This is a genomic window from Parasphingopyxis algicola (assembly GCF_013378075.1).
Lineage (GTDB): Bacteria > Pseudomonadota > Alphaproteobacteria > Sphingomonadales > Sphingomonadaceae > Parasphingopyxis > Parasphingopyxis algicola.
Genome location: NZ_CP051131.1, coordinates 2,355,427 through 2,380,248, shown reverse-complemented (window position 1 = coordinate 2,380,248; position 24,822 = coordinate 2,355,427). Strand labels below are relative to the sequence as shown.

Genomic DNA, 24,822 nt, shown 5'->3' with positions numbered 1-24,822 from the left:
AAGGCGGCGCCCATCGCCGGACCCTGACGGTGAAACGGCATCCGCGGGCGCGCTCCTTCCGCCTGCGCGTCGATCCGCGCGATGGACGTGTGCTGCTGAGCCTGCCGCAACGCTCGAGCCTTACCAAGGCGCGGCAATGGGCCGAAACCCAGCGCGACTGGATCGAAGGGCAACTGGCCAAACTGCCGGGGATCCAACCGATCGAGGCGGGCGGAACCGTGCCCTATCGCGGCCGCGACCGCCGGATCGACTGGGCGCCCGGGCGCCTGCGAACGCCGAAGCTCGACGACGACCGTCTGACGCTGGGCGGCCCCGAGGAAGCGATTGGCGCGCGGGTCCTGCGCTGGCTGAAGGCCGAGGCGCGCCGGATCCTCGAAGAGGAGACCCTCCGCTATGCCCGCCGCGCGGGCGTCGAGATCGGGCGGATCAGCATCGGTGACGCGCGCAGCCGCTGGGGTAGCTGCGCCGCCAGCGGCAATATCCGCTACAGCTGGCGGCTCGTCATGGCGCCGCCCGATGTGCTCAGCGCTACGGCCGCGCATGAGGTTGCGCACCGGGTCCATATGCATCACGGATCCGAATTCCATGCGCTGGTGGCGGAGATTTTCGGCCGCGACCCGGCACCCGAACGTGCCTGGTTGCGCGAAAACGGCGCGGCGCTTTACTGGGTCGGTTCTTCTTCCTGAGTCCGGATCGGCGGCACCGATAGTCCGTCGCGATCGTTTTGCGGCACCGGATCGTCGCGCTGCCGTTCCGCGCGCCGTTCGCCCTCGCTGCGCCGGAGTACCTCGTCGAGCCACTCCTCGTTCATATCGTCGGGCGCGACGATATCCTCGTAGCGCCGGTCTTCGCCATATACGCCCGGATCGCCGATCGGCATGCCGTTTTCGTCGACGAAAATCTCGTCCCGGAGAGGATCTCCGAAATAGGCGTCGTCCTCGTCCTCAAGCTGCCATTCGGGCAAGGTCACCGCCGTTTCGAATTCCTCGACCGGGCGGCTGGATACCGCGTAGCGCATGAAATCGGCGAAGGCGCGCGCCGGGGCGCGACCGCCCTGCAGCCCGGCGACGCGACGCGCATCGTCGCGGCCCATCCAGACCGCGGTGGTGAGGCCTGAAGAAAAGCCCACGAACCAGCCGTCCCGGTTGGAACTCGTCGTGCCTGTCTTGCCCGCGACCGGTCGGCCGATCTGGGCGGCGCGGCCCGTGCCGGTGGCGACTGCGGTTTGCAGCAGGTCGGTCATCTCGGCAGCGACATAGGGCGCCACAAGGACGCGCGACTGGTCGATCTCGGCGCGGTGCAGCTCGATTTCCTCGCGCGTATCGGGATCCTCCATCGTCACGCGGACAATGCCATAAGGCTCGATCGCCGTGCCGCGCGCCGAAACCGAAGCGAAGGCGCGCGCCATGTCGATCACGCGCACTTCCGACGTGCCGAGCACCATCGAGGGATGGGTATTGACCGGCGTCGTGATCCCGAACCGCTGCGCCATATTGGCCACCGTATGGAGCCCGACTTCCGCGCCGAGTTGCGCGGCGACCGTGTTGACCGAATAGGCGAAGGCGCTGCGGACATCCATCTCGCCGGAAAAGCGGCCCGAGCTGTTGCGTGGCCGCCAGCCGTTCCAGTCGACGGGTTCGTCGACGACCCGGTCGCCGGGCGTATAGCCGTTCTCCAGCGCGGCGAGATAGACGAACAGCTTCCAGGACGAACCGGGCTGCCGAACCGCGGTGACCGCGCGGTTGTAATTGGACGTTACATAATCGGTCCCGCCGACCATCGCGCGCACGGCCCCGTCGCGGTCCAGCGCCACGAGCGCGCCCTGCGCGCCCTCGGGCGTGTGGGCGCGGACCGAATTGACGGCCTGCGCCTGCATTTCGAGATCGAGCGTCGTCCAGACGTCGATCGGCGCGCGGGTTTCGTCGATCAGCAGATCGAGCTGGTTCAGCGCCCAGTCGGTGAAATAACGGACCGAGTTCCGGCGCGGCTGGGGCGCGAGCGCGACGTCGTTGGGTGCCGCTGCCGCCGCTTCGCTGGCGCTGATCTGGCCGGTCTCGACCATCAGGTCGAGTACGACGCCCGCCCGCCCGATCGCCGCCTGGGCGTCGGCGGTCGGCGAATAGCGCGACGGCGCCTTGACCAGCCCGGCGACGACGGCCGCCTCGGACAGATCGAGCTCGCGTGCCGAATGGCCGAAGAAGCGGCGCGAGGCCGCGTCGATGCCATAGGCGCCGCCGCCGAAATAGACGCGGTTCAGATAGAGTTCGAGGATCTGGTCCTTGGTGAAGGTCCGCTCCATCGCGAGCGCGAGGATGATCTCGCGAATCTTGCGGCCGAAGGTGCGGGTGTTGGTGAGGAACAGGTTGCGGGCGAGCTGCTGGGTGATCGTCGATCCGCCCTGCACCCAGCTGCCGCGTTCGACGCGCACGACCACAGACCGGGCGATGCCGATCGGATCGACGCCGAGATGGCTTTCGAACCGGCGATCCTCGACCGAGACCATCGCGTTGCGCATGATTTCAGGGATTTCCTCATGCCGCAGCCATTGGCCGTAGCTCGGCCCCATCGCGAAGATGACCGTGCCGTCGGCGGCGCGCACGCGCACGGTCTGCCCGTTGGGCGAGGATTGCAGGGTCTCGAAATCGGGAAGCGAGGACATCGCGATGCCGACCGCGACGGCCAGCGCGACGAAACCGAGAAAAGCGGCGTACAGGCCGAACTTGACCAGTCCGATCGCAATGCGCCAGACCGGCCCGCGCGTCGATGCTCGAGATGCCGCCATATTGATTGTCTGCCCTATGCGCCTACCCAGCCGGTCACAAGCGCCTAATATGACTGAATGTGGGCTGAATCACAGCAATTCCGCAGCATGGGCCGGTCTCGCGACGGGCCGAACTACCTCTCGCCAGCGGGTTCGAATTCGAGGGCGAGGCTGTTGATACAATAGCGTAGACCGGTCGGCGGCGGACCGTCCGGAAAAACATGGCCGAGATGGCCGCCGCAGCGCGCGCAGCGCGATTCGGTGCGGACCATGCCGTGGCTGGTGTCCTGATGGTCGGTCACCGCATCTTCGCTGGCCGGCTGGGTGAAGCTCGGCCAGCCCGATCCGCTGTCATATTTGGTCTTGCTCTCGAACAGTGTGAGGCCGCAGCCCGCGCAAAGATAATCGCCCGCCTCATGGTTGTTGTAGAGATCGCCGGCAAAGGCGGGTTCGGTGCCGGCTTCGCGCAACACATGGTAGCGTTCGGGGGTCAGGCGTTCGCGCCATTCGGCTTCGGTGAGGTCCAGTTTTTCCATGACTGCGAATATGGGCGGCGGGCCGCAGGCGATCAAGCGCGGATGCGCGTCGCCTCGCCGAGAAGACCGACCAGGCCGGGCATAGCGGCGAGGCCGATGGCATGGCGGGCGAGGCGCGGGTGATCGGCCAGCTTCTTGAGCGCGCTCGCGACGGCGATCGGGCGGCGCGCCGCGCGGGCGAAATTCCGCTGGAAATCGACGGCTGCGGCGGGGCCGCCGCGCAAATAGGCCTGGGCGGCTGCCTCGCCGCTCGCCAACGCGATGCCGATCCCTTCGCCGGCGAGCGAGGGGATCACCGCGCCCTGGTCGCCGATCCGGAACAGCCCGTGCCGCCCGTCCCGCATCCGCCAGCCATAGGGGACGCGGCTCACCGCATCGGCGCTGCCGGGCAAGGTTTCGCCGGCGAGCCGCTCGCCGAGACTGGGCGTTTCCAGAGCCAGCCGGTCCAGCAGATCCATCGGATCGCCGCCGGCGTCGCGCAGCCGCGAGCGGCGCACGGCCATGCAGAGATTCGCGCTGCCATCCTCCTGCAGCAACAGTCCCGCATAGCCATGGCCGAACAGATGCAGTTCGATCGCGCCGGCGATCGTCTTGCGCAGTTTCGCCGATGCCGGAATCCGCCAGCGCAGGCCCATCCACGCGTCCCCGTCCTCCCGCTCGACCGGACGCTTGAGTCCGCGCAGCTCATATTTCCCGGTTGCGAGAAACAGCGCGTCTGCCGAAATCGCGCCGCCATCTCCCAGCCGGATATCGCCCGGGCCGTCCGCTCGGCTCAGCGCCACCCCGCGCCGGATCTCGGCGCCCGCCGCCTCGGCTTCCTCGCGCAGCAGCGTATCCAGGCGCCGCCGCGAGAGTCCCATGCCGGGCCTCGGCAGCCGCGCGATGCGCGACCGGTCCCCGACAAAGATCCCGACCCGGTCGATCGCATGCCCGCCCAGCCGGCCGGATTCGAGCCCGATCCGCTTCAGCGTCTCCAGCGTTTGCCAGCTCAAGAACCCGCCGCAGAGCAGATCGGGCGTTTCGGCATGGCGTTCCAAGACGAGCGGCTCGGCCCCGCCGCGCGCCAAGGCGATGGCGGCGGTCAGGCCCGCCGGCCCGCCGCCTGCGATCAGCGCCGCCGTTCGATGCACAGCCGGAACGGGAAACGCCGGACGACCTCGGCCGTGCCGGGTGCGATTCCCGCCTCTTGAAGAATGGGCGGCCATTCGCGCGGCCGGTAGCTGCGCGCGATCGACAGCTGCCCGTCCTCGCGCACGATCCGGTGCCAGCCCATCAGCCGGGCAAGCAGCGGATAGCTGAAATGGGACAGCCGGTGCCGGTGGAGATCGTTGATCAGCCAGCCGCGCCGCGCATTCGCCTCCATATGGCGGAGAAAAATGACCAGCTGGCCATGGGTCATATGGTGGGCGACGAGGTTGGAGACGACGAAATCGACCGGTTCGCAATCGGCATAGTCGCCGGTGCGATAGTCGATTCCCATGTCTTCCGGCGTCTGGGTCTCGGCTGCCGCCCGGCTTTCCGGGTTGAGATCGATGCCGATCAGCCGCGCCGCGATCCCGCGCTTCTCCGCCCAGCGCGCGATCGCGCGGAGCATCCCGCCCTCACCATAACCGACATCGAGCAGGCTGAAGCTGTCGAGGGTTCCGGCGGCGCGCTCGAGAAAGCCGAGCGTCGGCCGGGCGGACAAGGTCCAGCGGTTCGCCTTTTCGAGATCGGCGAGCACCGCAGCATAGATGTCCGGCGGGAGGCCCGGCGCATCCATCTGCTCCTCGGCAATGGCGCGCTGGGCGAGGCGGGCCATCAGGCGCTCCGGTACCCGAAGCCCTCGGCGGCGAGGCCGGGCCCGAAGGCGATGGCGACCCCTTGCTCGACCGGCCGCCCCTGCAGGACCCGCTCCAGCGCGAACATCAAGGTGGCCGACGACATATTGCCCTTCTCGCGCAGGATGGCGCGCGAGATCGCCAGCGCGTCCGGCGCGATCCCGAGACCCTTTTCGACGGCATCGAGGATCGAGCGTCCGCCGCCATGCACGGCCCAGCTGTCGACGGCGTCCGGGCTGGTGCCGTTGCAGACCGCAGAGCGGAATTCCGGGCTCGCCAGCGCCTCGCCGATCCGCCCGGGCACTTCGCCCGACAGATGCATGGCAAAGCCGGTATCGCCGACATGCCACTGGATCAGCTCTTCGGATTCCGGCAAGGTCGCGGCGAACTGGCGGTCCATGGCGAGGCCCTCGGGCTCGGCGCTGACGACCGCCGCCGCGGCGCCGTCGCCGAACAGCAGCATGGCCAGCAGCGGCTCGAGCGTATCGTCGGGCTGCAGGTGGAGCGTCGACAGTTCGGCGCTGATGACGAGAACGCGCGCCCCTGGCTCGGAACGGACAATGTGATAGGCGTTGCGCAGCGCCGTAACCGCGCCGTAACAGCCCATGAAACCGACCAGCGTGCGTTCGATCGACCCGTCTAGGCCGAGTTCGCGGGCGATCAGCTGGTCGAGGCCGGGCGCGGTAAAGCCCGTGCAGCTCGCCACGACGAGATGGGTGACGTCGGCGGGATCGGGCGGCTCGGGCAGGTTGGCGACGGCCTGGACCGCGAGCCGCGGCGCTGCGTTTGCATAGAGTTGCATACGCGCCGACGTCGGCGGCATGCCCCTGGCGTAGAAACCGCCCGGATTGATCGGCGATCCGCCGTCCGCGCCGCGCGGCAGCACCGACCAGCGATGGTCGATCCCCGCGCGCTCGGCCATGCGGGCGAAAACGCCGCGTTCGCGCGGATCGGACAGTTGCTCGGCCGCCCAGCCGATAAAGGCGTGGTGAATGTCGTGATCGGGCGTCGCAGCGCCGATGCCGTTAATATGGGGCGTGGGAATCGGCACAGCAGGACGCTTTCGTAATCGACGCAACGGACATGATGAACCCCTCATGGCAGGGTTTGATCGTTAACGATATATTGATTGGTGGCGCGCGAAAAAGGGGGATGGCCCGTCTGGACCTCTTTTTGCCGGTTCTGCTCGCCGGAACGCTGCCCCTTGCGGCGCCCTCGGCGGTTGCGGCGCAGGCCGCCTGCCGTCTGTGCGACGATGAGGCGCCGATCGTGGCCCGGGCCCGCCCGGCCCGGCCTCTCCAGATCGATATCGACACCGGCATCGATTTTGATCGCATGGCGCTGATCGATTATCAGGGCGGCGCGGCGGAGATCGATCCGCTGACCGGCCAGCGCCGGCTGACCCGTCTGCTCGATCTTGGCGGCGTGGCAATGCGCGGTACGGTAACGATTCGCGGCGAACCCGGCCGTGCGGTGCGAATCGACCTTCCCGACCAAGTCGTGATGCGCGCGCCCGGCGGGCGGCGCGTCGAACTGCGCGACATGCGCAGCGATCTGCCGGCCCAACCACGAATCGGAAGCGATGGCGTGCTGCGGTTTTCCTTTGGCGGCCGGATCGATGTCGACGGCGAGGATTTCGGCCGTTTCCGGGGCAGAATAAGAGTCAGCGCCGAGTATGAATGATCACGCCCGGTCGAGACATCCTAAACTGGCGTTAACCATGGCTGTTGGTCAAATCTAAAACATAGATCGTCAGAACCACTGGTGAATGGTGCGGGGGACACGTTCCGTTCGAACAACATTCGGAAAGTGGAAAAGGAACAAATTCAATGAAAAAGTTAATCACCGTTTTCGCGGCTGGTTCCGCGGCGGCTACGCTTGGCATCGTCGGAAGCGCTGCAAACGCCGCGACTGCGACGGCCGATGCGACGGCCGAGATCCTGCAGCAGGTCCAGATCGCCAAGACCGCCGATCTCAACTTCGGCACGATCGTGCCGGATTCGACCGCTTCGGGCAATGTCAACGTTGCCGCCAATGCAGCCGGCACGCGCACCTGCGCTGCCAACCTGACCTGCGCTGGTGCGACCAGCGTTTCCTCGGCGGCTTTCGACGTGACCGGCGCCAATGGCCTGAACGTCGATGTGACCGGTATCGGCAGCCTGACGCAGTTGAGCGACGGCGCGAACACCATGCCGATTTCGCTCTCGGCGTCGTCCAATGTCCTTGCGATGACCGGTTCGGCCGTTGCGCTCTATGTCGGCGGCGACCTTACGATCGGAGTCAATCAGCCGGCTGGCGTTTACAGCGGTTCGTTTACCGTCAACGTCGATTACCAATAGGCATACGGGCTCCGCGGTTCGCGGACTCTTTTTGCCGACCTGCGCCCGGCAGCATTAAGGTGCTGCCGGGTTTTCTCGGCCCGACCGGCGGTTCTTGACGGAAAAGTAACCAGTTTTTGCGACATTCTCCTCGAATTTCCGGGGGGGATTTCAAGATGCCGAATGGTTCCCGGACAGTCGAGACGGAGACCTTTCATGATCCTTGAAAATTTGTCGAACAGCGTCCGAGCGGGAGCTGCGGCGCTAGCCCTTGTTGTCGCATTGATCGCCGCGCCCGCGCCTATCCAGGCCAACGATCTGCTTATTGCGCCCACTCGGGTCGTGCTCAACGGCGCGCGCGGGACCGAAGTCATTCTCAACAATATCGGCAGCGAAGAAGCTGCCTACCGGATTTCGCTCGAGCTGCGACGGATGACCGCTGACGGCGGGCTGGAAGAGGTGGAAATCCCGAATGACAGCGAGGAATCGGCGCTCGGGATGATCCGCTATGCGCCGCGCCGCGTCGTCCTGCCGCCGAATCAGCCTCAGGCGATCCGCATCGGTGTCCGCGCGCCCGAGGGTATTTCCGACGGCGAATATCGCGTCCACATGCTGTTCCGTGCGATTCCACGCCCACGTCCGGTCGCCGCCGAGACCGAGGGCGCTGGCGAGGGTTTCCAGATCCGGCTGATCCCCGTTTATGGCGTGACCATCCCGATTATCGTCCGTCACGGCAATCTGACGGCGACCGCGGCCATCGCCAATCCGCGGATTGTAGAGGAAGACGGCGTCCAAGCCGTCGGTTTCGACCTTAGCCGACTCGGTGATCGGTCGGTTTATGGCGAGGTCACCGTGACGCGGCCCGGCGTCGATGTGCCGCTGGCACGGGCGCGCGGCGTCGCGGTCTATGCCGAAATCGGCAGCCGTTCGGTAATATTGCCCGTGTCCGAGGAGTTTCAGGGCAGTCTCGCCGGTCCGGTTCGCATCCAGTACCGCGAACCCGACGGTGCAGGCGGGAGCCTGATCGCCGAAACCGAAGCGGTGCTGCGCTAGCGCGGCATCCGGGGGGAGCGGGGCGTCATGCTTCGCTGGGGACATCGCGCGAAACATATCCAGACGAGTCTCGTCGCCCTGTGCACGGCCGCCAGCGCCTCGGCCCAGGTCGCGTGGGATGCCCATCCCGACGATTCCCTGCTGCTCGAAGTCCGGCTCGGCGAATATCGGCTCGGCGATGCCGTGCGCGGCTATCAGACTCCGCAAGGCGTTTGCATCGATCTTGCCGATACGATTGCGGCGCTCGATTTGCCGATCGCCATCGACGAGGCGGCCAACCGGGCCGAAGGATGGGCCTTTGCCGAAGAAAACGAGATAGTTATCGATCGCAACCGGAATCGCGTCCGGTTCGGCGAATCCGCCGAAGATCTGCCGAACGGCACCATTTTCGACACGCCGGAAGGCTGGTGCGTGACGACCCAGACGCTCGCCGCGTGGCTCGGCGTTACGATGGAGGCCGATCTGCGCAATGCGGTGCTCCTGCTGCGTTCCGACCAGCCCTTGCCCGTCGAACGCGGGCTCGAGCGGCGCGCCCGGGCGGCCTCGCTGCGCCCGCGCGTCGATTTCGACCTGTCCGCGCTGCCCCAGGCCGACACTCCCTATCGCATGTGGCGCACGCCCTCCGTCGACATCGTCGTTTCGCTCGGCGGATTGCGCGATCGCCAGCGCCGCAGCAGCGGGTTCGAGCGGCGCTACGAGATTTACGCGGTGGGCGAGATCCTGACCGCCTCGGTCGATGCGCGGCTTGCCTCGGATGATCGTGGGGTGCCGCAATCGCTGCGCATGCGCGCGTTTCGCAGCTCCAACGAGGCGAATTTGCTGGGCCCGCTGGGCGCCACCCATTTCGCGATCGGCGATGTCTCCAGCCAGTCCTCGCCGATCGCCGCCCAGCCGACGCCCGGGCGCGGCGGGATTGTCACCAACCGCCCGCTCGACCAGCCCGACAGCTTCGACCGGCGCACCTTCCGTGGCGAACTGCCGGAAGGCTGGGAAGCCGAACTCTACCGCAACGGCCAGTTGCTGGCCTTTTCGCGCGATCGCGGCGACGGTCGCTACGAGTTCGTCGATGTCGAGCTGCGCTACGGCATCAACCGGTTTGAAGTCGTCCTGTACGGCCCCCAGGGCCAGATTCGCCGCGAAACCGAGATCATCAACGTCGGTGCGGCCAGCATTCCGCCGCGCCAGACCTGGTATTGGGCGGGCGCCAGCCAGGATGATCGTGATCTCGTCAGTCTCGATAATCGCGATCTGGCGCGCGACGCCAACTGGCGCGCGGGCTTGGGGCTCGAAAGGGGGCTCAACCCCCGGACTTCGCTGGCATTCCAGCTCAACAACATGGTCATCGCGGATGACCGCATGACGGTTGTCGAGGGCTCGGTCCGCCGGGCGATCGGGCCGGCGCTGGTCGAAGTGACGGCCGCCTGGGCCGATAATGGCGGCTATGCGGCCCGCGCGCAGCTGCTCGGGCGGTTCGGACGCGCCTATATAAACGCGGAATCGGTGGTCGCCCGCGATTTCCGCACCGAACGCTATGGTATCGATACGACGGGCCGGCACAGCCTGGCCGTCGATCATAGCGTCAATCTCGGCCGCGTCGTGATGCCGGTCCGGGTGCAAGCCACCTATCAGACGCGGGAGGACGGCGCCGACCAGCTCGACGGCGCGGCGCGGATTTCTGCGAATATGCGCCGTTTTGCGCTGACCGGGGAGATCGGATACCGGCGGCAGGGCGCGGGCACGGCGGACGGGCTCGACCCGCCCGACCAGACCAATGCCGCCATCCTGGCCAATGGCCGGATCGGGCGCGTCCGCCTGCGCGGCGAGGCGCGCTGGCGACTTTCTCCCGGCAGCCGGTTCGAAAGCGCGTCGCTCACCGCCGATTGGGGGGGCGGCGAAAACAGCGCCTGGCGCTCCGAACTCGGCTATCAGGCGACGCTCGATCGCGCCCGGGCGAGCATCGGCTATGTCCGGCGCTTCAACCGGTTCGCGCTGACCGCCTCGGCCGAGACGGCGACCGACGGATCGGTAGCGGCCGGGCTCAACCTCGCCTTCAGCATCGGCCCCGATCCGCGCGGCGGCGTCCATATGACCGCCGACAAGCTCGCGAGCAGTGGCCAGACGGTCGCGCGCGTCTATCGCGATCTGAACAATGACGGCGTGCGGCAGCCGAACGAACCCTTTGAAGAAGGGGTACAGATCACGACCGGCCGGGCGCCGGCCAACGATCCGACCGACGAGAACGGGCTCGCCGTGGTGACCGGACTGACGCCGTACCGGCCGATCCTCGTGGGCATCGACACCTCCTCGCTCGCCGACCCCTTCGTCCAGCCGCGTGGCCCCGGCGTCGTGGTCACGCCGCGGCCCGGAACCGCGGCGGCCGTGGAGCTGCCGCTGGTCAGCGCCGGCGAGATTGACGGCATGCTGGTCCGCGCAGGCGGCGGTGCGCTCGAAGGCGTCGATCTCGAGCTGGTCGATATCGAAGGCCGCGTCGTGCAGGTCGTGCGGACCGATTTCGACGGCTTTTTCGTCTTCCAGAGCGTCCCCTACGGCCAATATTCGGTGCGGATGGCCGAACTTTCGGCGCAGGCGCTCGGCGCGATCGCGGCGCTCGGCCGCCGGGCTTTCGTTACCGACGAGAATGACAGCGTCCGGCTCGGGACCGTCGCCATTGGCGGGAACGCGGTATCGTCCTCCGAAACGCCGTGACGGGTTGAGTCTGACGAGAAACCTGTGGCGATTTCCCGACAGACAAAAAGTCGTGCGGCGCGACTTTCCGGTTCTCTGAATGTCTGAGAATCTGGAAAATGGTGCGGTCGAGAAGACTCGAACTTCCACGGGCTTTCGCCCACAACGACCTCAACGTTGCGCGTCTACCAGTTCCGCCACGACCGCACATTTTCCTGAACGCCGGTCATGGACCGGCCTCTGGCAGGCGCGAGCCTCTAGCAAAGGGCGCGGGCGGGCGCAATGGGCGAACGCATGCGAATCCCCGCGCCTATGCGAATTATCGCGCAAATACCTGCGTTAACGCTCTTTTCCGGCCGGTTTAACCATTTCTTTACCTTCCGGGCTGGCGGCGAACGGCCTAGCCCGGCCGCATGGCTGTCCCGTCCGCCCTCCTGCTGCTCGCCGTGCTGCCCGAATCCGGTGCGATCGCGCAGGCCCGCGCCACCGTCCGCATCGTTGCGGCCGAGTCCATCGATTTCGAGCGTACGGACCGGATCGTCGACCAGCCCGGCCGCGTGGTAATGCGCCGCATGCCGGATCCGGAAACGCCCGGCACGGACCGGATCCATCGTCTCGTCGAATTCGAATAGCAGCCGGCCTCAATAGAGGAGCGCTAATACAGGAACATGGGCATGCCTTCGATGCGCAGCAGCTTCGCGCGATAAGCGGCGCTGTCGTAGAGATTGGCGGTATCGACCGATTTCTGCTGTTCGAGCAGCGTGCCGTTGGGCACATGACAGTAATTGCCGTCGGTCAGCGCGACCATCCGCCCCGCCTTGCCGTCGCGCAGCAGCTGGACCGCGAGCCCGCCGAACGCGAAGCCGACCATCCGGTCCATGGCATCGGGTTCGCCCGAGCGCATCAGATAGGCGAGCTCCTGAACGACAGTGCCGATCCCGGTCCGCGCCTCGATGATCCGCGCCAGCCGCTGGCCGACCCCGCCTTCGACCCGGTGCGTCGCCGATTTGCCGAGCTCGCCGCTCGCCTCCTCGCCGACGATCCGCGCGCCTTCGGAAATCACGCACATCGCGTAATTCTCGCCGCTCTGCTCGCGGTCCTCGGCGAGCAGCGGGACGAGGATATCGGAATCCGCCGGCACTTCGGCGATCACCGTGCGCGCAACCTGGGCGAGAAAGCCCGAGAGCAGCGCGGTTTCGCCCGACCGGCGGCCGAACAGTTCGATCACGCCGATCCGCTCATGGCTGCGCGTCGTCGTCCTGAGCGCGTTGATCGCCTCGACCGATCGCGTGATCGCGGTCGAGAAGCCGATGCAATAGTCGGTGCCATGGACGTCGTTATCCATCGTCTTGGGGATCGAGATCACCTTGAAGCCCTGATCGGCAAGATGCGCGGAAAAGCGCAGCGTGCCGTCGCCGCCCAGGGTGATCATCGCATCGATGCCGAGCTGGTCGAGCACGTGAAGAACGTGATCCGTGCGGTCGCCCTCCTTTTGCGTGCGCGGGTCGGTGCGCGAGGTGTGGAGGATCGTGCCGCCGCTGCGGTCGATGCCGCGGACCCGGGCGCGGTCGAGCGTCCAGCTCTGCGCTTCGATCGTCGCGGGATCGTCCGGATCGATACGCAAAAAGCCTTCCCAGCCACGCCGGAATCCGGTCACCGTCCAGCCCTCGTCGAGCGCGCCCAGCGTGATCGCGCGGATGCAGGCGTTCAATCCCGGCACGTCGCCGCCGCCCGTCAAGATGCCGATATGGATGGGACCCTCCTGTGGCTGAGCCGTGCCGCCAGCATAGAGCGGTTTGCGCGCGGGAAAAGCGGATTATGGACGGCGTGCCCGCCGGGCCAAGCTTTTGTTTGAACCGCGGCCGAATCCCTCTATCGAGACACGCATGACCGGACCGACGCCCAAACCCTGGATCGCGGCGATGACGCCCTATACGCCCGGCCGCTCGAAAGGCGGATCGGATGGATCGGCGGTCAAGCTCTCCTCGAACGAGAATCCGCTGGGCACGAGCGAGAATGCGGCGCAGGCATTGGCCGAGGCGCGCGGCAGCCTCGCGCGCTATCCCGATCCGGCCTCGACCGCACTGCGCGAGGCGATCGCCGCGTTGAACGGTATCGCGGCCGACCGCATCATCTGCGGCACGGGTTCGGACGAGATCCTGCATCTCGCGGCGGGCGCCTATGCGGGGCAGGGCGACGAGGTCCTCTATGTCCGCTACGGCTTTTCGGTCTATCCGCTCGCCGCGCAGCGGGTCGGGGCGACGCCGGTCGAGGCGCCGGACCGGGACTATGCAGCCGATATGGATGCGCTGAGCGCGGCGATCACGGAGCGCACCCGCGTCGTCTTTCTCGCCAATCCGAACAATCCCACCGGCACCTATACGCCGATGGCCGAGGTCCGGCGGCTGCATGCGGCCATGCCCGAGGATTGCCTGCTCGTGATCGATCAGGCCTATGCCGAATATCTGCCGGATGCGGAGGCCGAAGCGCCGCTGGAGCTGGCGCGCGACGCGTCGAACGTCCTGGTCACGCGCACCTTTTCGAAGATTTACGGGCTGGCGGCCGAGCGGATCGGCTGGGGCTATGGCCCGGCGCCGGTGATCGAAGCGCTCAACCGGATCCGCGCGCCCTTCAACGTCACGACGGCGGGGCAGGCGGCGGCGATCGCGGCGCTCGACGACCGCGAATTTGTCGAGGCCAGCCGGGCGCACAACCGCCAATGGCGCAGCTGGCTCGCCGGGCGGATTGCGGCGCTGGGCAATGCCGGGCTGCGCGCGATACCGTCCGAAGCGAATTTCCTGCTGATCCTGTTCGACGGCGCCCTCGGCGCCGAAGCCGCCTATGAAGGGCTGCTCGCGCGCGGCTATATCACCCGCTGGCTCCCCGGCCAGGGCCTCGCCCATGGTCTCAGGATCACGATCGGCACCGAAGCGGAAACCCGCGGCGTCGCCGCGGCGCTCGAGGAGCTGGTTTCGGAAGCGTTGTAGGGTGTCGCACTCGATCTGACGGTGGAGCGGCGCAGGTTCCTTTTTTGTCAGACTCAACCTGTCGGTTGAGCGCCGCGCCAGCCCTCTCCCCCTCCCGGCCTCCCACCAGGGTACACTCAATGGGAGGTCGGGAGGGGGAGAGGGCTGGTGCGGCGACATTGCACCAGCAATGTTCTGACAAACAGGCTCCCCGCTCACTCCAGCTCGAAATCGTTGATCAGTCTATGCACGCGCGCTTCGATTTCGGCGCGGGGCAGGCCGGTCGGGATCGGTTCGAAAAAGCGGAACGTCACGACACCCGGATATTTGACCCATTTGTTGCGCGGCCAGACATGGCCGCTCCGGATCGCGATCGGGACCACGGGAAGCCCGACCATTTTGTAGAGGCCGGCAAAGCCCGCCTGGAGCGGCGGCGTTTCGCCGGGCAGGACGCGCGTGCCTTCGGGGAAGATCACGACCGAGCGGCCGTCGGCGAGCACTTCGCGCGTGCGTTTGAGCATGATCCGCATCGCGCCTGCGCCGCCGCTCCGGTCGACGGCGATGCCGCCATAGCGTTTCGCCAGCCAGCCCCAGCCCGGGATCCCGGTCAGCTCCTTTTTGAGCACCGGCGCCGGCGTATCGAGCAGGTTGAGGAAGTCGAGCGTTTCGAACATCGCCTGGTGTTTCGCGGCGAACAGATATTGGCCGTCGGGGATCGTGCCCTCGATCTCGACCCGGATGCCGAGGATCGCGCGTGCGCACCAGCGGTGAAAGCGGACCCAGGCGTAGATTACGCTGTGCATGGCCTTGTCGCCGCGCGCCGCGCCGACCAAGGCCGCGATGACCCAGGGGACGGTCAGCCCGTAAAAGACGAGCATGAAGAGAAGGGACCGGATTGCCGCCATGAAATCTAGGCCTATATCCCGACGATCGCGCTCAGCCTGCGCAGCAGATATTTGTTATATTCCAGAAAGAGTTGCATGAAGCTGGGCTCGCTCGTCACGGCATCCGGGATCAGCTCCACGCCGTCGTCCAGCTCGCGCCGCAGCTCGAACCGCGCACGGGGCATATGCCAGTCGGTCGTTACGAGGCGCACGCTCGTGAACCGGTTCTCGCGCATCCAGCGGGCGGCCTCCCTCCCGTTGCTGCGCGTGTCCACGGCTTCCTGGCCGAGATCGATGCAGCAGTCGAACAGCGCCTCGGGCTTGCCGGTCTCCTCGGCCAGCTCGACCGGCCGGACCGTGCGGTTGACGCCGGAGACGAGCAGCCGTTCGGCCTGGCCGGCCTCGAGCAGTTCGATCCCGCGCTCGATCCGGTTTTCGCCGCCGGTCAGCACGATGATCGCGTCGGTCCGTTGCGGGCCGGCGGGGCCGGGCAGCCCGACCGCGAACGCCGCGAAGCCGAGCGCCCAGAACAGCAGGATCAGGGAAATTATACGGCGCACCATCGGACGGACCTACAGCATTTTGCGGAGGACGCCGATCACGGTAAAGCGCGCGACCAGCGTCGACATTATCGCGCCGACAATGGGCAGAAGCGCGAGCAGAAGCCAAGCGGTAATTGGCAGCCTCGCCGAACCGAGCAGTTCCGATCCGACCGCCCCGATCCGCTGGCCGAGCAGCAGCAGCACGATGATCGCGCATAAAAAGCCCACGATTCCGCCGAGCAGCGCGTCGAGCGCGATCCGGCGCTGGAACAGGCGCGCGATCTGGATGTCGGTCGCGCCCATCAGGTGCAAGACCTCGATCGTCGCGCGATGCGTGTTGAGCGCGGCGCGCACCGCGAGGATGACGGACGCGGCGAGCGCGCTCGCGGTCAGCAGGACGAGCGCCAGCGCCAGCCAGGTCAGCGATCCGATCAGCCCGGCGAGCGGCGCGAGGAACTGCGCATGATCGTCGACCCGCGCGGCGGGCGCCACCGCGAGCACGGCTTCCTCGACCAGCTCGAGCTGCGCATGGGCCGCCTCGGTCAGGTCGGCGTCGATCATCGTCGGCACCGGAATGCCCTCATCCTCGCCGGCCGCGCCGATCCAGGGTTCGATCAGCGCGTCGATCTCGGCATCGGGAACGCGGACGACCTCCGTCACCCCCTCCATGCGGCCGAGTGCCGTCATGGCGGCACGCGTCTGCTGCTCGCGCGCGTCGGGATTGGCCTCGACGATCTGGACGGTGATCCGCTGCGCGATACTGCCGGTAACGTTGCGCGCGGCATGGTTGAGCGCGAGGCCGCCCGCCGCCGCGAGGACGGTGAGGAACATCATGATCGCGATCACCCAGGGCATCGGCCCGGATAGCCGGCCCTCGGTCAGCAGCCGGCGTTCGGCCGGGCTCGCGGAAAAGGGCAGAGTCATGTGCGGGGTTTCCGGCGTCGTCCGCCCGTCTCGCGGGGCGGGTTCTTCAACAGCCCGGTGGGATCGGCGAGCCGTCCGCCCTCGAGCCGCATCATCTGCGCCGAGGAGACCCGGCTCAGCAGGTGAATGTCATGGGTCGCGACCACCAGCGTCGTGCCGAGCTTGTTCAGCGCGTCGAACAGGTGGAGCAGGCGCGCCGCCATTTCCGGATCGACATTGCCGGTCGGCTCGTCGGCGATCAGGATCTCGGGCCGGCCGATCACGGCGCGCGCGATCGCGACCCGCTGCTGTTCGCCGCCCGACAGGGTCGCGGGCCGCGCGCTCGCGCGATCCGACAGCCCGACCCAGGCCAGCATCTCGTTGACCGGCGTCGCGAGCTCCTCTTCCTCGACCCCCGCGACCCGCAGCGGCAGCGCGATATTGTCGAAGGCGGAGAGGTGCGGGACGAGCCGGAAATCCTGGAACACCACGCCGATCCGCCGGCGGAAGCCCGGCAGCCGGTCGCGCGGCAGGGTCACGACATCCTCGTCGAACAGCCGGATCAGCCCGCGGGAGGGGCGCAGGGCGAGATAGAGCAGCTTGAGCAATGACGTCTTGCCGGCGCCCGACGGACCGGTGAGGAAATAGAAGCCGCCGCCATCGAGGGAGAAGCTGACGTCAGACAGCGTCTCTGCGCCCGTACCGTAGCGCAGCCCGACATTTTCGAACTGGGCGATCGTCGTGGCCATCGGCGCAGCCATGGCACAGCCCGCTATCCGGCGTAAAGCACACAACGCACAGCGCCACGACCTTGCCAGCCGGGCCCCGGCGCGCGTAGATCACGGCTAGATTTGCAACCAGTTGGCGTTCCTGTCGCATGATCCTCGTTTGTCCCGCCTGTTCAACCCGGTATCTGGTGCCCGACACGGCGATCGGCGTGGACGGACGGCAGGTCCGCTGCGCCAATTGCAAGAATAGCTGGTTCGCCGAAGGACCGGAAACGGTACCCGAGGCGCCGCCCCAACCGGTGACGCCATCGCCACCGCCGCCCGCGCCCGTCCAGCAGGAATTTCCCGAACCGCTGGCAGAAGAGCCGCAGGTCGAAAAACCGGCGGCCCGCTCCGGAGCGATCGGCGATAGCGATCCGTTCGCGCACGAGCCGCCCTTCAAGCCGCGGCGCAATCCGGCGAAGATGTGGACGGCGATAGCGATCGGGATTTTCCTCCTGCTCGGCGCCGGGGTCGGCGCTGTCGCCTGGTTCGGGCCGCCCGGTTTCGTCGCCGGCCTCGGCGGCGCGGCGAACGACAGCGCGCTCGACGTCCAGCTCGTGCGCAGCCCCGAGCGGCGGACGCTCGCCAGCGGCCATGAGTTGCTCTCGATCTCGGGCCGGATCGTCAACATGACCGACGAGGAGCAGCGCGTGCCCGATATCCGCGCCGAACTGCGCAACGCGCAGGGCGCGGTCGTCTACGACTGGACGATCCAGGCGCCGCAGCGCACCCTGCCGCCGCGCGAAATGGTCGAGTTCAACTCGGCCGAAATCGATATCCCGCGCAACGCCGAGGAACTGAACCTCGCGTTCATTCCGTTCGAAGGGGTTTAGTTCGTTAGAATTTCCTTGGCAGGAAATCACGGCAGATTCTTTTTGTCAGAAACTTTCTGTCGGAAGTTCGCCGCACCGGGATTTTGATTGTCAGAATTTCGCTAGCGCGAAATCGCCGCACCAGCCCGCTCCCCCTCCCGGCCTCCCACTCAGTATATTCTATGGGAGGCCGGGAGGGGGAGCGGGCTGGTGCGGCGCTCGACCGAAAGGTCGAGTCTGACAATCAAACAATCGCGGCGGAATCTTTGTGAGAGAGTTGCCGACAGATAATTGCACCGCATAGCGCCGCAACACCCGCGAACGTTTGACAACTCCGCCCCCCGCGCCCTAGCGCCGCTTCTCTATGGCGGACAATCCCTCCCCCTTCGGCGCCGCGCGCGCCGTTACCTTGCCCGGGCCGCTGGCGCTCGATGGCGGGGCGTCGCTCGCGCCTGTCGATTTCGCCTATGAAACCTATGGCGCGCTCAATGACGACAAATCCAACGCCATCCTGATCTGCCACGCGCTGACCGGGGACCAGCATGTCGCCTCCACCCATCCCGTGACCGGCAAGCCCGGCTGGTGGGCGCGGATGGTGGGCGCGGGGAAGCCGGTGGATCCGGCGCGCCATTTCGTCATCTGCGTCAATGTGCTCGGCAGCTGCATGGGGAGCGCCGGCCCGGCGAGCCTTGCCGGGGACGGCCAGCCCTATGCGATGCGTTTCCCGGTGATCACGATCCGCGACATGGTCCGCGCCCAGGCCATGCTGCTCGATCATCTGGGCATCGAGACGCTTCACGCCGTGATCGGCGGCTCGATGGGCGGGATGCAGGTGCTCGAATGGGCGTGCCTGTATCCGGACCGCGTCCGCTCGGCCATCGCCATCGCGACCGCGCCGCGGCATTCGGCGCAGAATATCGCGTTCCACGAGGTCGGGCGGCAGGCGATCATGGCCGATCCGCACTGGCGCGGCGGCGATTATTATGCGGACGGCGACCAGCCGACCAAAGGCCTCGCCGTCGCCCGGATGGCCGCGCACATCACCTATCTCTCCGAAGAGGGCCTGACCGAGAAATTCGGGCGGCGCTTGCAGGCGAGAGATGCGAAGAGCTTCGGCTTCGACGCCGATTTCCAGGTCGAAAGCTATTTGCGGCACCAGGGGATCAGCTTCGTCGACCGGTTCGACGCCAACTCCTATCTCTATATCACGCGCGCGATGGACTATTTCGACCTCGCCGAAGAACATGGCGGCCTGCTCGCCAACGCGTTCAAGGACACGAAAACCCGCTTCTGCGTGATCAGCTTCGACAGCGACTGGCTCTATCCGACGAGCGAGGCGAAAACGATCGTCCGCGCGCTCAACGCGAGCGGCGCCGAGGTCAGCTTCGTGGAACTGTCGAGCCCGTTCGGCCATGACGCCTTCCTGCTCGATACGCCGGGCATGAACGCGACGGTGGACGGGTTTTTGAAGGCGGGGGAGGGGTGATGAATATCCTATCGCCGCCCTGCTCCCATTTCCCGTCATTGCGAGGAGGCCCGAACTCGGTTCGGGGCGACGCGGCAATCCAGGGCCGCACGCGCATCGCCTGTTACTCTGGATTGCTTCGCTCCGCTCGCAATGACGGTTATCGCCACCGTGTGGATCTGCAAGAAATGCACGCATGACTGATCTCCGCCCCGATCTCGCAATCATCGCCGATCATGTGCCCGAAGGCGCGCGGGTGCTCGATATCGGCTGCGGCGACGGTGGCCTCATGGCGGCATTGCGTCACGAGAAAAGCGCGGATGCCCGCGGGCTCGAGCTCGATGCGGACAATGTCGCCCAGGCGATGGCGAAGGGCCTGTCGGTGGTGCAGGGCGATGCCGATACCGACCTTGCCGACTATCCTGACAGCGCCTTCGACTATGCGATCCTCAGCCAGACGCTGCAGACGACCCGCGCCCCCGACGCGATCCTCGGCGAGCTGCTGCGCATCGCCCCGCGCGCCTTCGTCAGCTTTCCGAACTTCGCCTATTGGCGCGTGCGGGCAAGCCTGCTCTTCGGCGGCCGGATGCCGGTCACCGGCGCGCTGCCGCTGAGCTGGTACGCGACCGAGAACATACACCATGTCACGATCGACGATTTCCGTGCGCTCGTGGAAAAACAGGGGATTGCGGTGGAACGGGCCTGGTTCCTGAGCGGCAACCGGCAGCGCCGCGCGGCGGCGGCGAATCTGCTGGCCGAGCAGGCGGTGTTCTTGCTGGGGCGGTGAGGCGCGACCGCAACCCAATACCGCTTACCCTGAGCCTGTCGAAGGGTTGTCCTTCCTTTTGACCGCCGAAAGAGCAACGGCAGGGCTTCGACAAGCTCAGCCTCAACGGGTTAAGGTAGGGCCATGCCCTTCTGGACCTATATGCTTCACTGCCGGGGCGGCTATTTCTACACCGGGCAGACGGACAATCTCGAGCATCGCCTCGCGCAACACCAGTCAGGCGAATTGCCGGGATTTTCGCGCGATCATCTGCCGGTGGAGCTCGTCTGGTCCGCGAAATTCCAGACCCGCGATGACGCCACGGCGATGGAGCGCCGTATCAAGGGCTGGAGCCGGGCGAAGAAACTGGCGCTTATCCGTGGGCATTGGGACGAGATTTCGCGCTTGGGCAAGAAGAAGGACAGCCCTTCGACAAGCTCAGGGCAAACGGATTAGGGAAAGGACCGTCCTGAGAAACCGCTTGGGCTGAGCCTGGCGAAGCGCTGTACTTTCTTCTGTACAGCCAGCTTTTCTAGCCCCTGAGCTCACCCCCGACCTTCCCGGCCGCCTTCACCACCTTGTCCGAAATCGCTTTCAGATCCTCTTCGGTGAAGCTCTTGTCACCGGGTTGCAGCGTCACCTCGATCGCGACCGATTTCTTGCCCTCGGGCACGCCTTCGCCGGTAAACACGTCGAAGATCCGCGCATCGACCAGCGCCTGCTTGTCGGCATTGCGGACCGCGCGGAGCAGGTCGCCGGCGGGCGTGTCGGTGTCGAGCAGGAAGGCGAAGTCGCGGGTGACGGACTGGAGCGCGGGCGGGGTGAAGGGCTTGCGCATATGGCCGCCGCCCGCTTTCCCAGCGCCGCTTCCCTTCGCCTTGGGCATCGGAATCGCGTCGAGATAGATTTCGCCGGCCATGACGGGGCCGTCGAGATCGAGCGCCTTCAGCGTATTCGGGTGCAGCTCGCCGAACTCGGCCAGCATGTTCTTCGGCCCGAGGCACAGCCGGCCCGAGCGGCCGGGATGGTAGTGTCCGCTCGCATCGCCGAAGAGCTGCAGGTTCGCGGCCGGCGCGCCGGCCGCTTCGAGCAGCGCGACGATTTCGGCCTTGGCGTCATAGGCGTCGAACGGATCGCCTCCGCCTTGCCAGTGCCGGGCGTCCCTCGCACCCGCCAGGATCAGGCCGAGGGTCGGGCGTTCTTCCTGTTCCAGATAGCGGCGACCGATCTCGAAGAGCCGGATGCTCGCCGCGCCGCGATCGGCATTGCGCTTCGCCGCGGCGGCGAGGCCCGGGATCATCGCGGTGCGCATGACCTTCATGTCTTCGCTGATCGGATTGGCGAGGATCCAGGGGGCCCCGGAATCAGAATCATTGGACAGCGCGGCTTCGGCTTGGGGTATGAAGCTCCAGGTCACCGCCTCGTTGAGCCCGCGCGCGGCGGCGGCGCGGCGAACCGTGCGTTCGCGCTTCTGTTCGGGCGAGGCGGTCGGCGTCGCGACGCCCTCGGCGCGCGGCAGCGGCGTCGAGGGAATCGCATCATAGCGTTCGATGCGCAGCACCTCCTCGACGAGGTCGGGGGCGCCGTCCACATCGCGGCGCCAGGTCGGCACGGTGACCTCGAAGGGTCCGTCGCCGCCAACGGTGAAGCCGAGGGCCTCGAGCGTGGCGCGCTGGGTGTCGATGGGCACGGAAACGCCGCCTAAGGTTGCACAGAGGTGCGGGTCGTAGCGAATCGTCTTCGTGTCGAGCGGCGGGGCGCCGGCTTCGACTGTCTCCGACGGTTCGCCGCCGCAGATATCGAGGATCAGCTGCGTCGCGATGGCGAGGCCGTCGTCCAGGAACGCCGGATCGACGCCGCGTTCGAAACGCGCGCGCGCGTCCGACATCAGGCCGAGCTTCTGCCCGGTCCGGGCGATGCGCGGCGGATCGAAATAAGCGCATTCGATCACGATATCCGCGGTTTCCGGCTGCACGCCGCTATCTTCGCCGCCCATGATCCCGCCGATATCGTGGACGCCATTCTCGTCCGCGATCACGGTCATGCTGTCGTCGAGCACATAGTCCTTGCCGTTGAGCGCGACGACCCTTTCGCCGTTTTCGGCGCGGCGCGCGAAGATCGCCTCGCCCAGTTTCGCCCGGTCGTAGACGTGCAGCGGGCGGCCGTGATCGATCATGATATAGTTGGTGATGTCGACCAGCGCCGAGATCGGCTTCTGCCCGATCGCGCGCAGCCGTTTCTGCATCCAGTCGGGCGACGCGCCGTTCGAAACGCCCGCGACGGTGCGTCCGAAAAAGGCCGGGCAGCCTTCCGGATCGTCGGTGCGTATCTCGATCGACGGCTCATTTTGCCCTTTTATTTCACGTACTTGTAATGGTTTCAGCGTGCCGAGACCCGCCACGGCGAGGTCGCGTGCAATGCCGCGCACGCCCATGCAATCCTGCCGGTTGGGCGTGATCTTGAGGTCGATCACCGGATCGTCGAGCCCCGCCCAATGCGCGTAACTTTCGCCAACTTCCGCCGCCGCGCTCTCGTCGAGATCGATGATCCCCTGATGTTCGTCCGACATTTCGAGCTCGCGCTCCGAACACATCATGCCGAAGCTTTCGATGTCGCGGATCTTGGCCGGTTTCAGCGTGGTGTCGATCCCCGGGACATAGGTGCCCGGCGCCGCGAACACGCCGACCAGCCCGGCCCGCGCATTGGGCGCGCCGCACACGACCTGGACCGGGATCCCGTCGCCGGTATCGACCTGCAGCAGCTGCAGCTTGTCGGCATTGGGATGCCTGTCTGCCGAGACCACCCGCGCGATCCTGAAATCGGCGAGCGTTTCGCCCGGATTTTCGACGCCTTCGACCTCGAGCCCGATCGCGGTCAGCGTGTCGAGAACGGTGTCGAGATCGGCTTCGGTCTCGAGATGCTGTTTGAGCCAGCCCAGCGTGAACTTCATGCGCCCACTCCCGCGCTCAGGGTCGGCACGTCGAGCGCCGAGAAGCCGTAATGCTCGATCCAGCGCAAATCGCCGTCGAAGAACGCCCGGAGATCGTCCATCCCGTATTTGAGCATGGCGAGCCGGTCGATCCCGCAGCCGAAGGCAAAACCCTGCCACTCATCGGGATCGAGACCGCACGCGTCGATCACCTTGCGGTTGACCATGCCCGAGCCGAGGATTTCCATCCAACCGCCTTCCTCCTTCGTCGGGTCGCCGCCGATGATCCGCTTGCCGTCCTTCAGCGAATAGCCGACATCGACCTCCGCCGAGGGTTCGGTGAAGGGGAAATAGCTGGGGCGGAAGCGCAGCACGATATCGTCGCGCTCGAAAAACGCCTTCACGAAGGTCTCCAAGGTCCATTTGAGATGGCCCATATGGATGTCGCGATCGATGACCAGGCCTTCGACCTGGTGGAACATCGGCGTATGCGTCGCGTCCGAATCCGAGCGGTAGGTGCGGCCCGGCGCGATGATCCGGATCGGCGGCTCCTCGGAGGTCATCGTGCGGATCTGAACGGGCGAGGTGTGCGTGCGGAGCATCATCGCCTGGCCGTCGCGCTTATGGTTCTCGCCGAAATAGAAAGTGTCGTGCATCGCCCGCGCCGGATGGCTTTCCGGGATGTTGAGCGCGGTGAAATTGTGCCAGTCATCCTCGATCTCCGGCCCCGTCGCGACCGCGAAGCCGAGATCGGCGAAGATTTCGGCCAGCTCGTCCATGACCTGGCTGACCGGATGCACGGACCCCTTGGGCGTTTCCTTCGGCGGCAGCGAGAGGTCGAGCGTTTCGGACGCCAGACGCTGTTCCAGCAAGTCCGCGGCGAGCGCTGCCTTCTTGCTTTCGATGGCCTCGGCGATCTCGCTGCGTAGCCCGTTGATCCGCGGACCTTCGACCTTCCGGTCTTCCGGCGACATCGAACCGAGCGTCTTCAGCAGCCCGGTAACCACGCCATTCTTGCCGAGCGCGTGCACGCGCACGGCATCGAGCGCGTCGAGCCCGGTGGCGACTTCGATCGCGGCGCACAGATCCTGCTTGAGCTGTTCCAGATCGGGCTTTTGCTCGTCCATTATTCCGTCCGTTTCGAATAGCTGATGCGAAAAAGGGCGCGTGGAGCCATGTCGCTCCCCGCGCCCTTTTTAGTTGGAATTGCCGGTCTTGCTACCGGCTATTGCTGTCGTTGCCTCAGGCGTTCGAGAGCGCGTCCTTGCTCTGGGCAACGACGGCGCTAAACGCCTCGGGTTCGTTCATCGCGAGATCGGCCAGAACCTTGCGGTCCAGCTCGACGCCGGCGAGCTTCAGGCCGTGCATGAAGCGCGCATAGGTCAGGTCTTCGGCGCGCACCGCGGCGTTGATCCGCTGGATCCACAGCGCACGGAATTTCCGCTTTTTGACCTTGCGATCGCGATAGGCATACTGGCCGGCCTTTTCGACCGCCTGGCGTGCCACGCGAATCGTATTCTTGCGGCGGCCCCAATAGCCCTTCGCTTCGTTGAGAAGTCTTTTGTGGCGGGTTTTCGTGGTCGTCCCGCGTTTCACTCGTGCCATTGTCGCT

Annotated in this window: 24 protein-coding genes and 1 tRNA gene; 11 read left to right on the top strand and 14 right to left on the bottom strand. The window is 66.4% G+C overall.

Annotation, left to right across the window (positions count from 1 at the left end; translation table 11 throughout):
- Window positions 1-29 precede the first annotated feature (29 nt).
- Window positions 30-686, top strand: a complete 657-nt coding sequence (locus HFP57_RS11745) for a M48 family metallopeptidase (protein ID WP_246263137.1) — start codon at window positions 30-32, stop codon at window positions 684-686.
- Here the strand turns inward: HFP57_RS11745 and HFP57_RS11740 are convergent.
- The 5 genes from HFP57_RS11740 to HFP57_RS11720 form a co-directional block, all read right to left on the bottom strand.
- On the bottom strand, window positions 662-2,782 hold the full coding sequence (locus HFP57_RS11740; protein WP_176869938.1) for a transglycosylase domain-containing protein: 2,121 nt from the start codon (window positions 2,780-2,782) through the stop codon (window positions 662-664). The genes HFP57_RS11745 and HFP57_RS11740 overlap by 25 nt on opposite strands.
- 113 nt (window positions 2,783-2,895) lie before the next feature.
- Window positions 2,896-3,297: a peptide-methionine (R)-S-oxide reductase MsrB gene (gene msrB, locus HFP57_RS11735; protein WP_176869937.1), complete on the bottom strand. Its 402-nt coding sequence runs from the start codon at window positions 3,295-3,297 to the stop codon at window positions 2,896-2,898.
- A 32-nt stretch (window positions 3,298-3,329) separates the two neighbouring features.
- Window positions 3,330-4,427 carry an NAD(P)/FAD-dependent oxidoreductase gene (locus HFP57_RS11730; RefSeq protein WP_176869936.1) on the bottom strand — a complete coding sequence of 366 codons (1,098 nt, stop codon included), beginning with the start codon at window positions 4,425-4,427 and terminating at the stop codon, window positions 3,330-3,332.
- Window positions 4,406-5,098 (bottom strand): methyltransferase domain-containing protein, encoded by a 693-nt coding sequence (locus tag HFP57_RS11725; protein WP_176869935.1) that lies wholly within the window; start codon window positions 5,096-5,098, stop codon window positions 4,406-4,408. The genes HFP57_RS11730 and HFP57_RS11725 overlap by 22 nt, the downstream gene beginning before the upstream one ends.
- A complete protein-coding gene (locus HFP57_RS11720; protein ID WP_246263135.1) occupies window positions 5,098-6,168 on the bottom strand; it encodes a type III polyketide synthase in 1,071 nt (356 codons plus the stop codon). Before HFP57_RS11720 ends, HFP57_RS11725 begins: the two co-directional genes overlap by 1 nt.
- A 101-nt stretch (window positions 6,169-6,269) precedes the next feature.
- Here HFP57_RS11720 and HFP57_RS11715 point away from each other — a divergent pair, with 101 nt between their 5' ends.
- From HFP57_RS11715 to HFP57_RS11700, 4 genes are all read left to right on the top strand, one after another.
- Entirely contained in the window at window positions 6,270-6,800 is a 531-nt protein-coding gene (locus tag HFP57_RS11715) for a DUF4402 domain-containing protein (RefSeq protein WP_176869933.1), read from the top strand.
- 146 nt (window positions 6,801-6,946) lie between these two features.
- Window positions 6,947-7,456 (top strand): DUF4402 domain-containing protein, encoded by a 510-nt coding sequence (locus HFP57_RS11710; protein WP_176869932.1) that lies wholly within the window; start codon window positions 6,947-6,949, stop codon window positions 7,454-7,456.
- Window positions 7,457-7,651: 195 nt separating this feature from the next.
- Window positions 7,652-8,488, top strand: coding sequence for a fimbrial biogenesis chaperone (locus tag HFP57_RS11705; protein WP_246263134.1), 837 nt, complete (start codon window positions 7,652-7,654; stop codon window positions 8,486-8,488).
- 27 nt (window positions 8,489-8,515) lie between these two features.
- Window positions 8,516-11,194, top strand: coding sequence for an MSCRAMM family protein (locus tag HFP57_RS11700; RefSeq protein WP_176869931.1), 2,679 nt, complete (start codon window positions 8,516-8,518; stop codon window positions 11,192-11,194).
- 99 nt (window positions 11,195-11,293) lie between these two features.
- Here HFP57_RS11700 and HFP57_RS11695 read toward each other — a convergent pair.
- Window positions 11,294-11,380 (bottom strand) — tRNA-Leu (locus HFP57_RS11695).
- Window positions 11,381-11,586: 206 nt separating this feature from the next.
- Between HFP57_RS11695 and HFP57_RS11690 the strand changes: the two genes are divergently transcribed.
- Window positions 11,587-11,805 (top strand): hypothetical protein, encoded by a 219-nt coding sequence (locus HFP57_RS11690; protein ID WP_176869930.1) that lies wholly within the window; start codon window positions 11,587-11,589, stop codon window positions 11,803-11,805.
- Between the two features lie 23 nt (window positions 11,806-11,828).
- On the opposite strand, the gene HFP57_RS11685 is transcribed toward HFP57_RS11690, so the two are convergent.
- On the bottom strand, window positions 11,829-12,911 hold the full coding sequence (locus HFP57_RS11685) for a 6-phosphofructokinase (RefSeq protein WP_281363095.1): 1,083 nt from the start codon (window positions 12,909-12,911) through the stop codon (window positions 11,829-11,831).
- 148 nt (window positions 12,912-13,059) lie between these two features.
- On the opposite strand from HFP57_RS11685, the gene hisC reads away from it, so the two are divergent.
- Window positions 13,060-14,160 carry a histidinol-phosphate transaminase gene (gene hisC, locus HFP57_RS11680; RefSeq protein ID WP_176869929.1) on the top strand — a complete coding sequence of 367 codons (1,101 nt, stop codon included), beginning with the start codon at window positions 13,060-13,062 and terminating at the stop codon, window positions 14,158-14,160.
- Between the two features lie 194 nt (window positions 14,161-14,354).
- Here hisC and HFP57_RS11675 read toward each other — a convergent pair whose 3' ends face one another.
- From HFP57_RS11675 to ftsE, 4 genes are read right to left on the bottom strand one after another with little or no spacing between them, the layout of a single operon-like run.
- Window positions 14,355-15,044, bottom strand: coding sequence for a lysophospholipid acyltransferase family protein (locus HFP57_RS11675; protein ID WP_176869928.1), 690 nt, complete (start codon window positions 15,042-15,044; stop codon window positions 14,355-14,357).
- Between the two features lie 11 nt (window positions 15,045-15,055).
- Window positions 15,056-15,586, bottom strand: a complete 531-nt coding sequence (locus HFP57_RS11670) for a YdcF family protein (RefSeq protein ID WP_176869927.1) — start codon at window positions 15,584-15,586, stop codon at window positions 15,056-15,058.
- 9 nt (window positions 15,587-15,595) lie between these two features.
- Window positions 15,596-16,489 (bottom strand): cell division protein FtsX, encoded by an 894-nt coding sequence (locus HFP57_RS11665; RefSeq protein ID WP_176869926.1) that lies wholly within the window; start codon window positions 16,487-16,489, stop codon window positions 15,596-15,598.
- Window positions 16,486-17,229, bottom strand: coding sequence for a cell division ATP-binding protein FtsE (gene ftsE / locus HFP57_RS11660; protein WP_246263130.1), 744 nt, complete (start codon window positions 17,227-17,229; stop codon window positions 16,486-16,488). The genes HFP57_RS11665 and ftsE overlap by 4 nt, the downstream gene beginning before the upstream one ends.
- A gap of 116 nt (window positions 17,230-17,345) precedes the next feature.
- Here ftsE and HFP57_RS11655 point away from each other — a divergent pair, with 116 nt between their 5' ends.
- From HFP57_RS11655 to HFP57_RS11640, 4 genes are all read left to right on the top strand, one after another.
- Complete coding sequence (locus tag HFP57_RS11655) at window positions 17,346-18,071, top strand: MJ0042-type zinc finger domain-containing protein (RefSeq protein WP_176869925.1); 726 nt, start codon at window positions 17,346-17,348, stop codon at window positions 18,069-18,071.
- A 343-nt stretch (window positions 18,072-18,414) separates the two neighbouring features.
- Complete coding sequence (gene metX, locus HFP57_RS11650) at window positions 18,415-19,536, top strand: homoserine O-acetyltransferase MetX (protein WP_176869924.1); 1,122 nt, start codon at window positions 18,415-18,417, stop codon at window positions 19,534-19,536.
- Between the two features lie 175 nt (window positions 19,537-19,711).
- Entirely contained in the window at window positions 19,712-20,302 is a 591-nt protein-coding gene (metW, locus tag HFP57_RS11645) for a methionine biosynthesis protein MetW (protein ID WP_176869923.1), read from the top strand.
- A gap of 123 nt (window positions 20,303-20,425) precedes the next feature.
- The gene (locus HFP57_RS11640; RefSeq protein ID WP_176869922.1) at window positions 20,426-20,737 is read left to right on the top strand and encodes a GIY-YIG nuclease family protein; all 312 of its coding nucleotides are present in this window, start codon (window positions 20,426-20,428) and stop codon (window positions 20,735-20,737) included.
- Between the two features lie 76 nt (window positions 20,738-20,813).
- Here HFP57_RS11640 and pheT read toward each other — a convergent pair whose 3' ends face one another.
- The 3 genes from pheT to rplT form a co-directional block, all read right to left on the bottom strand.
- Window positions 20,814-23,231 carry a phenylalanine--tRNA ligase subunit beta gene (gene pheT / locus HFP57_RS11635; RefSeq protein ID WP_176869921.1) on the bottom strand — a complete coding sequence of 806 codons (2,418 nt, stop codon included), beginning with the start codon at window positions 23,229-23,231 and terminating at the stop codon, window positions 20,814-20,816.
- On the bottom strand, window positions 23,228-24,337 hold the full coding sequence (pheS, locus tag HFP57_RS11630; RefSeq protein WP_176869920.1) for a phenylalanine--tRNA ligase subunit alpha: 1,110 nt from the start codon (window positions 24,335-24,337) through the stop codon (window positions 23,228-23,230). The genes pheT and pheS overlap by 4 nt, the downstream gene beginning before the upstream one ends.
- A gap of 115 nt (window positions 24,338-24,452) precedes the next feature.
- Window positions 24,453-24,815 (bottom strand): 50S ribosomal protein L20, encoded by a 363-nt coding sequence (gene rplT, locus HFP57_RS11625; protein WP_176869919.1) that lies wholly within the window; start codon window positions 24,813-24,815, stop codon window positions 24,453-24,455.
- Between the last annotated feature and the right edge of the window lie 7 nt (window positions 24,816-24,822).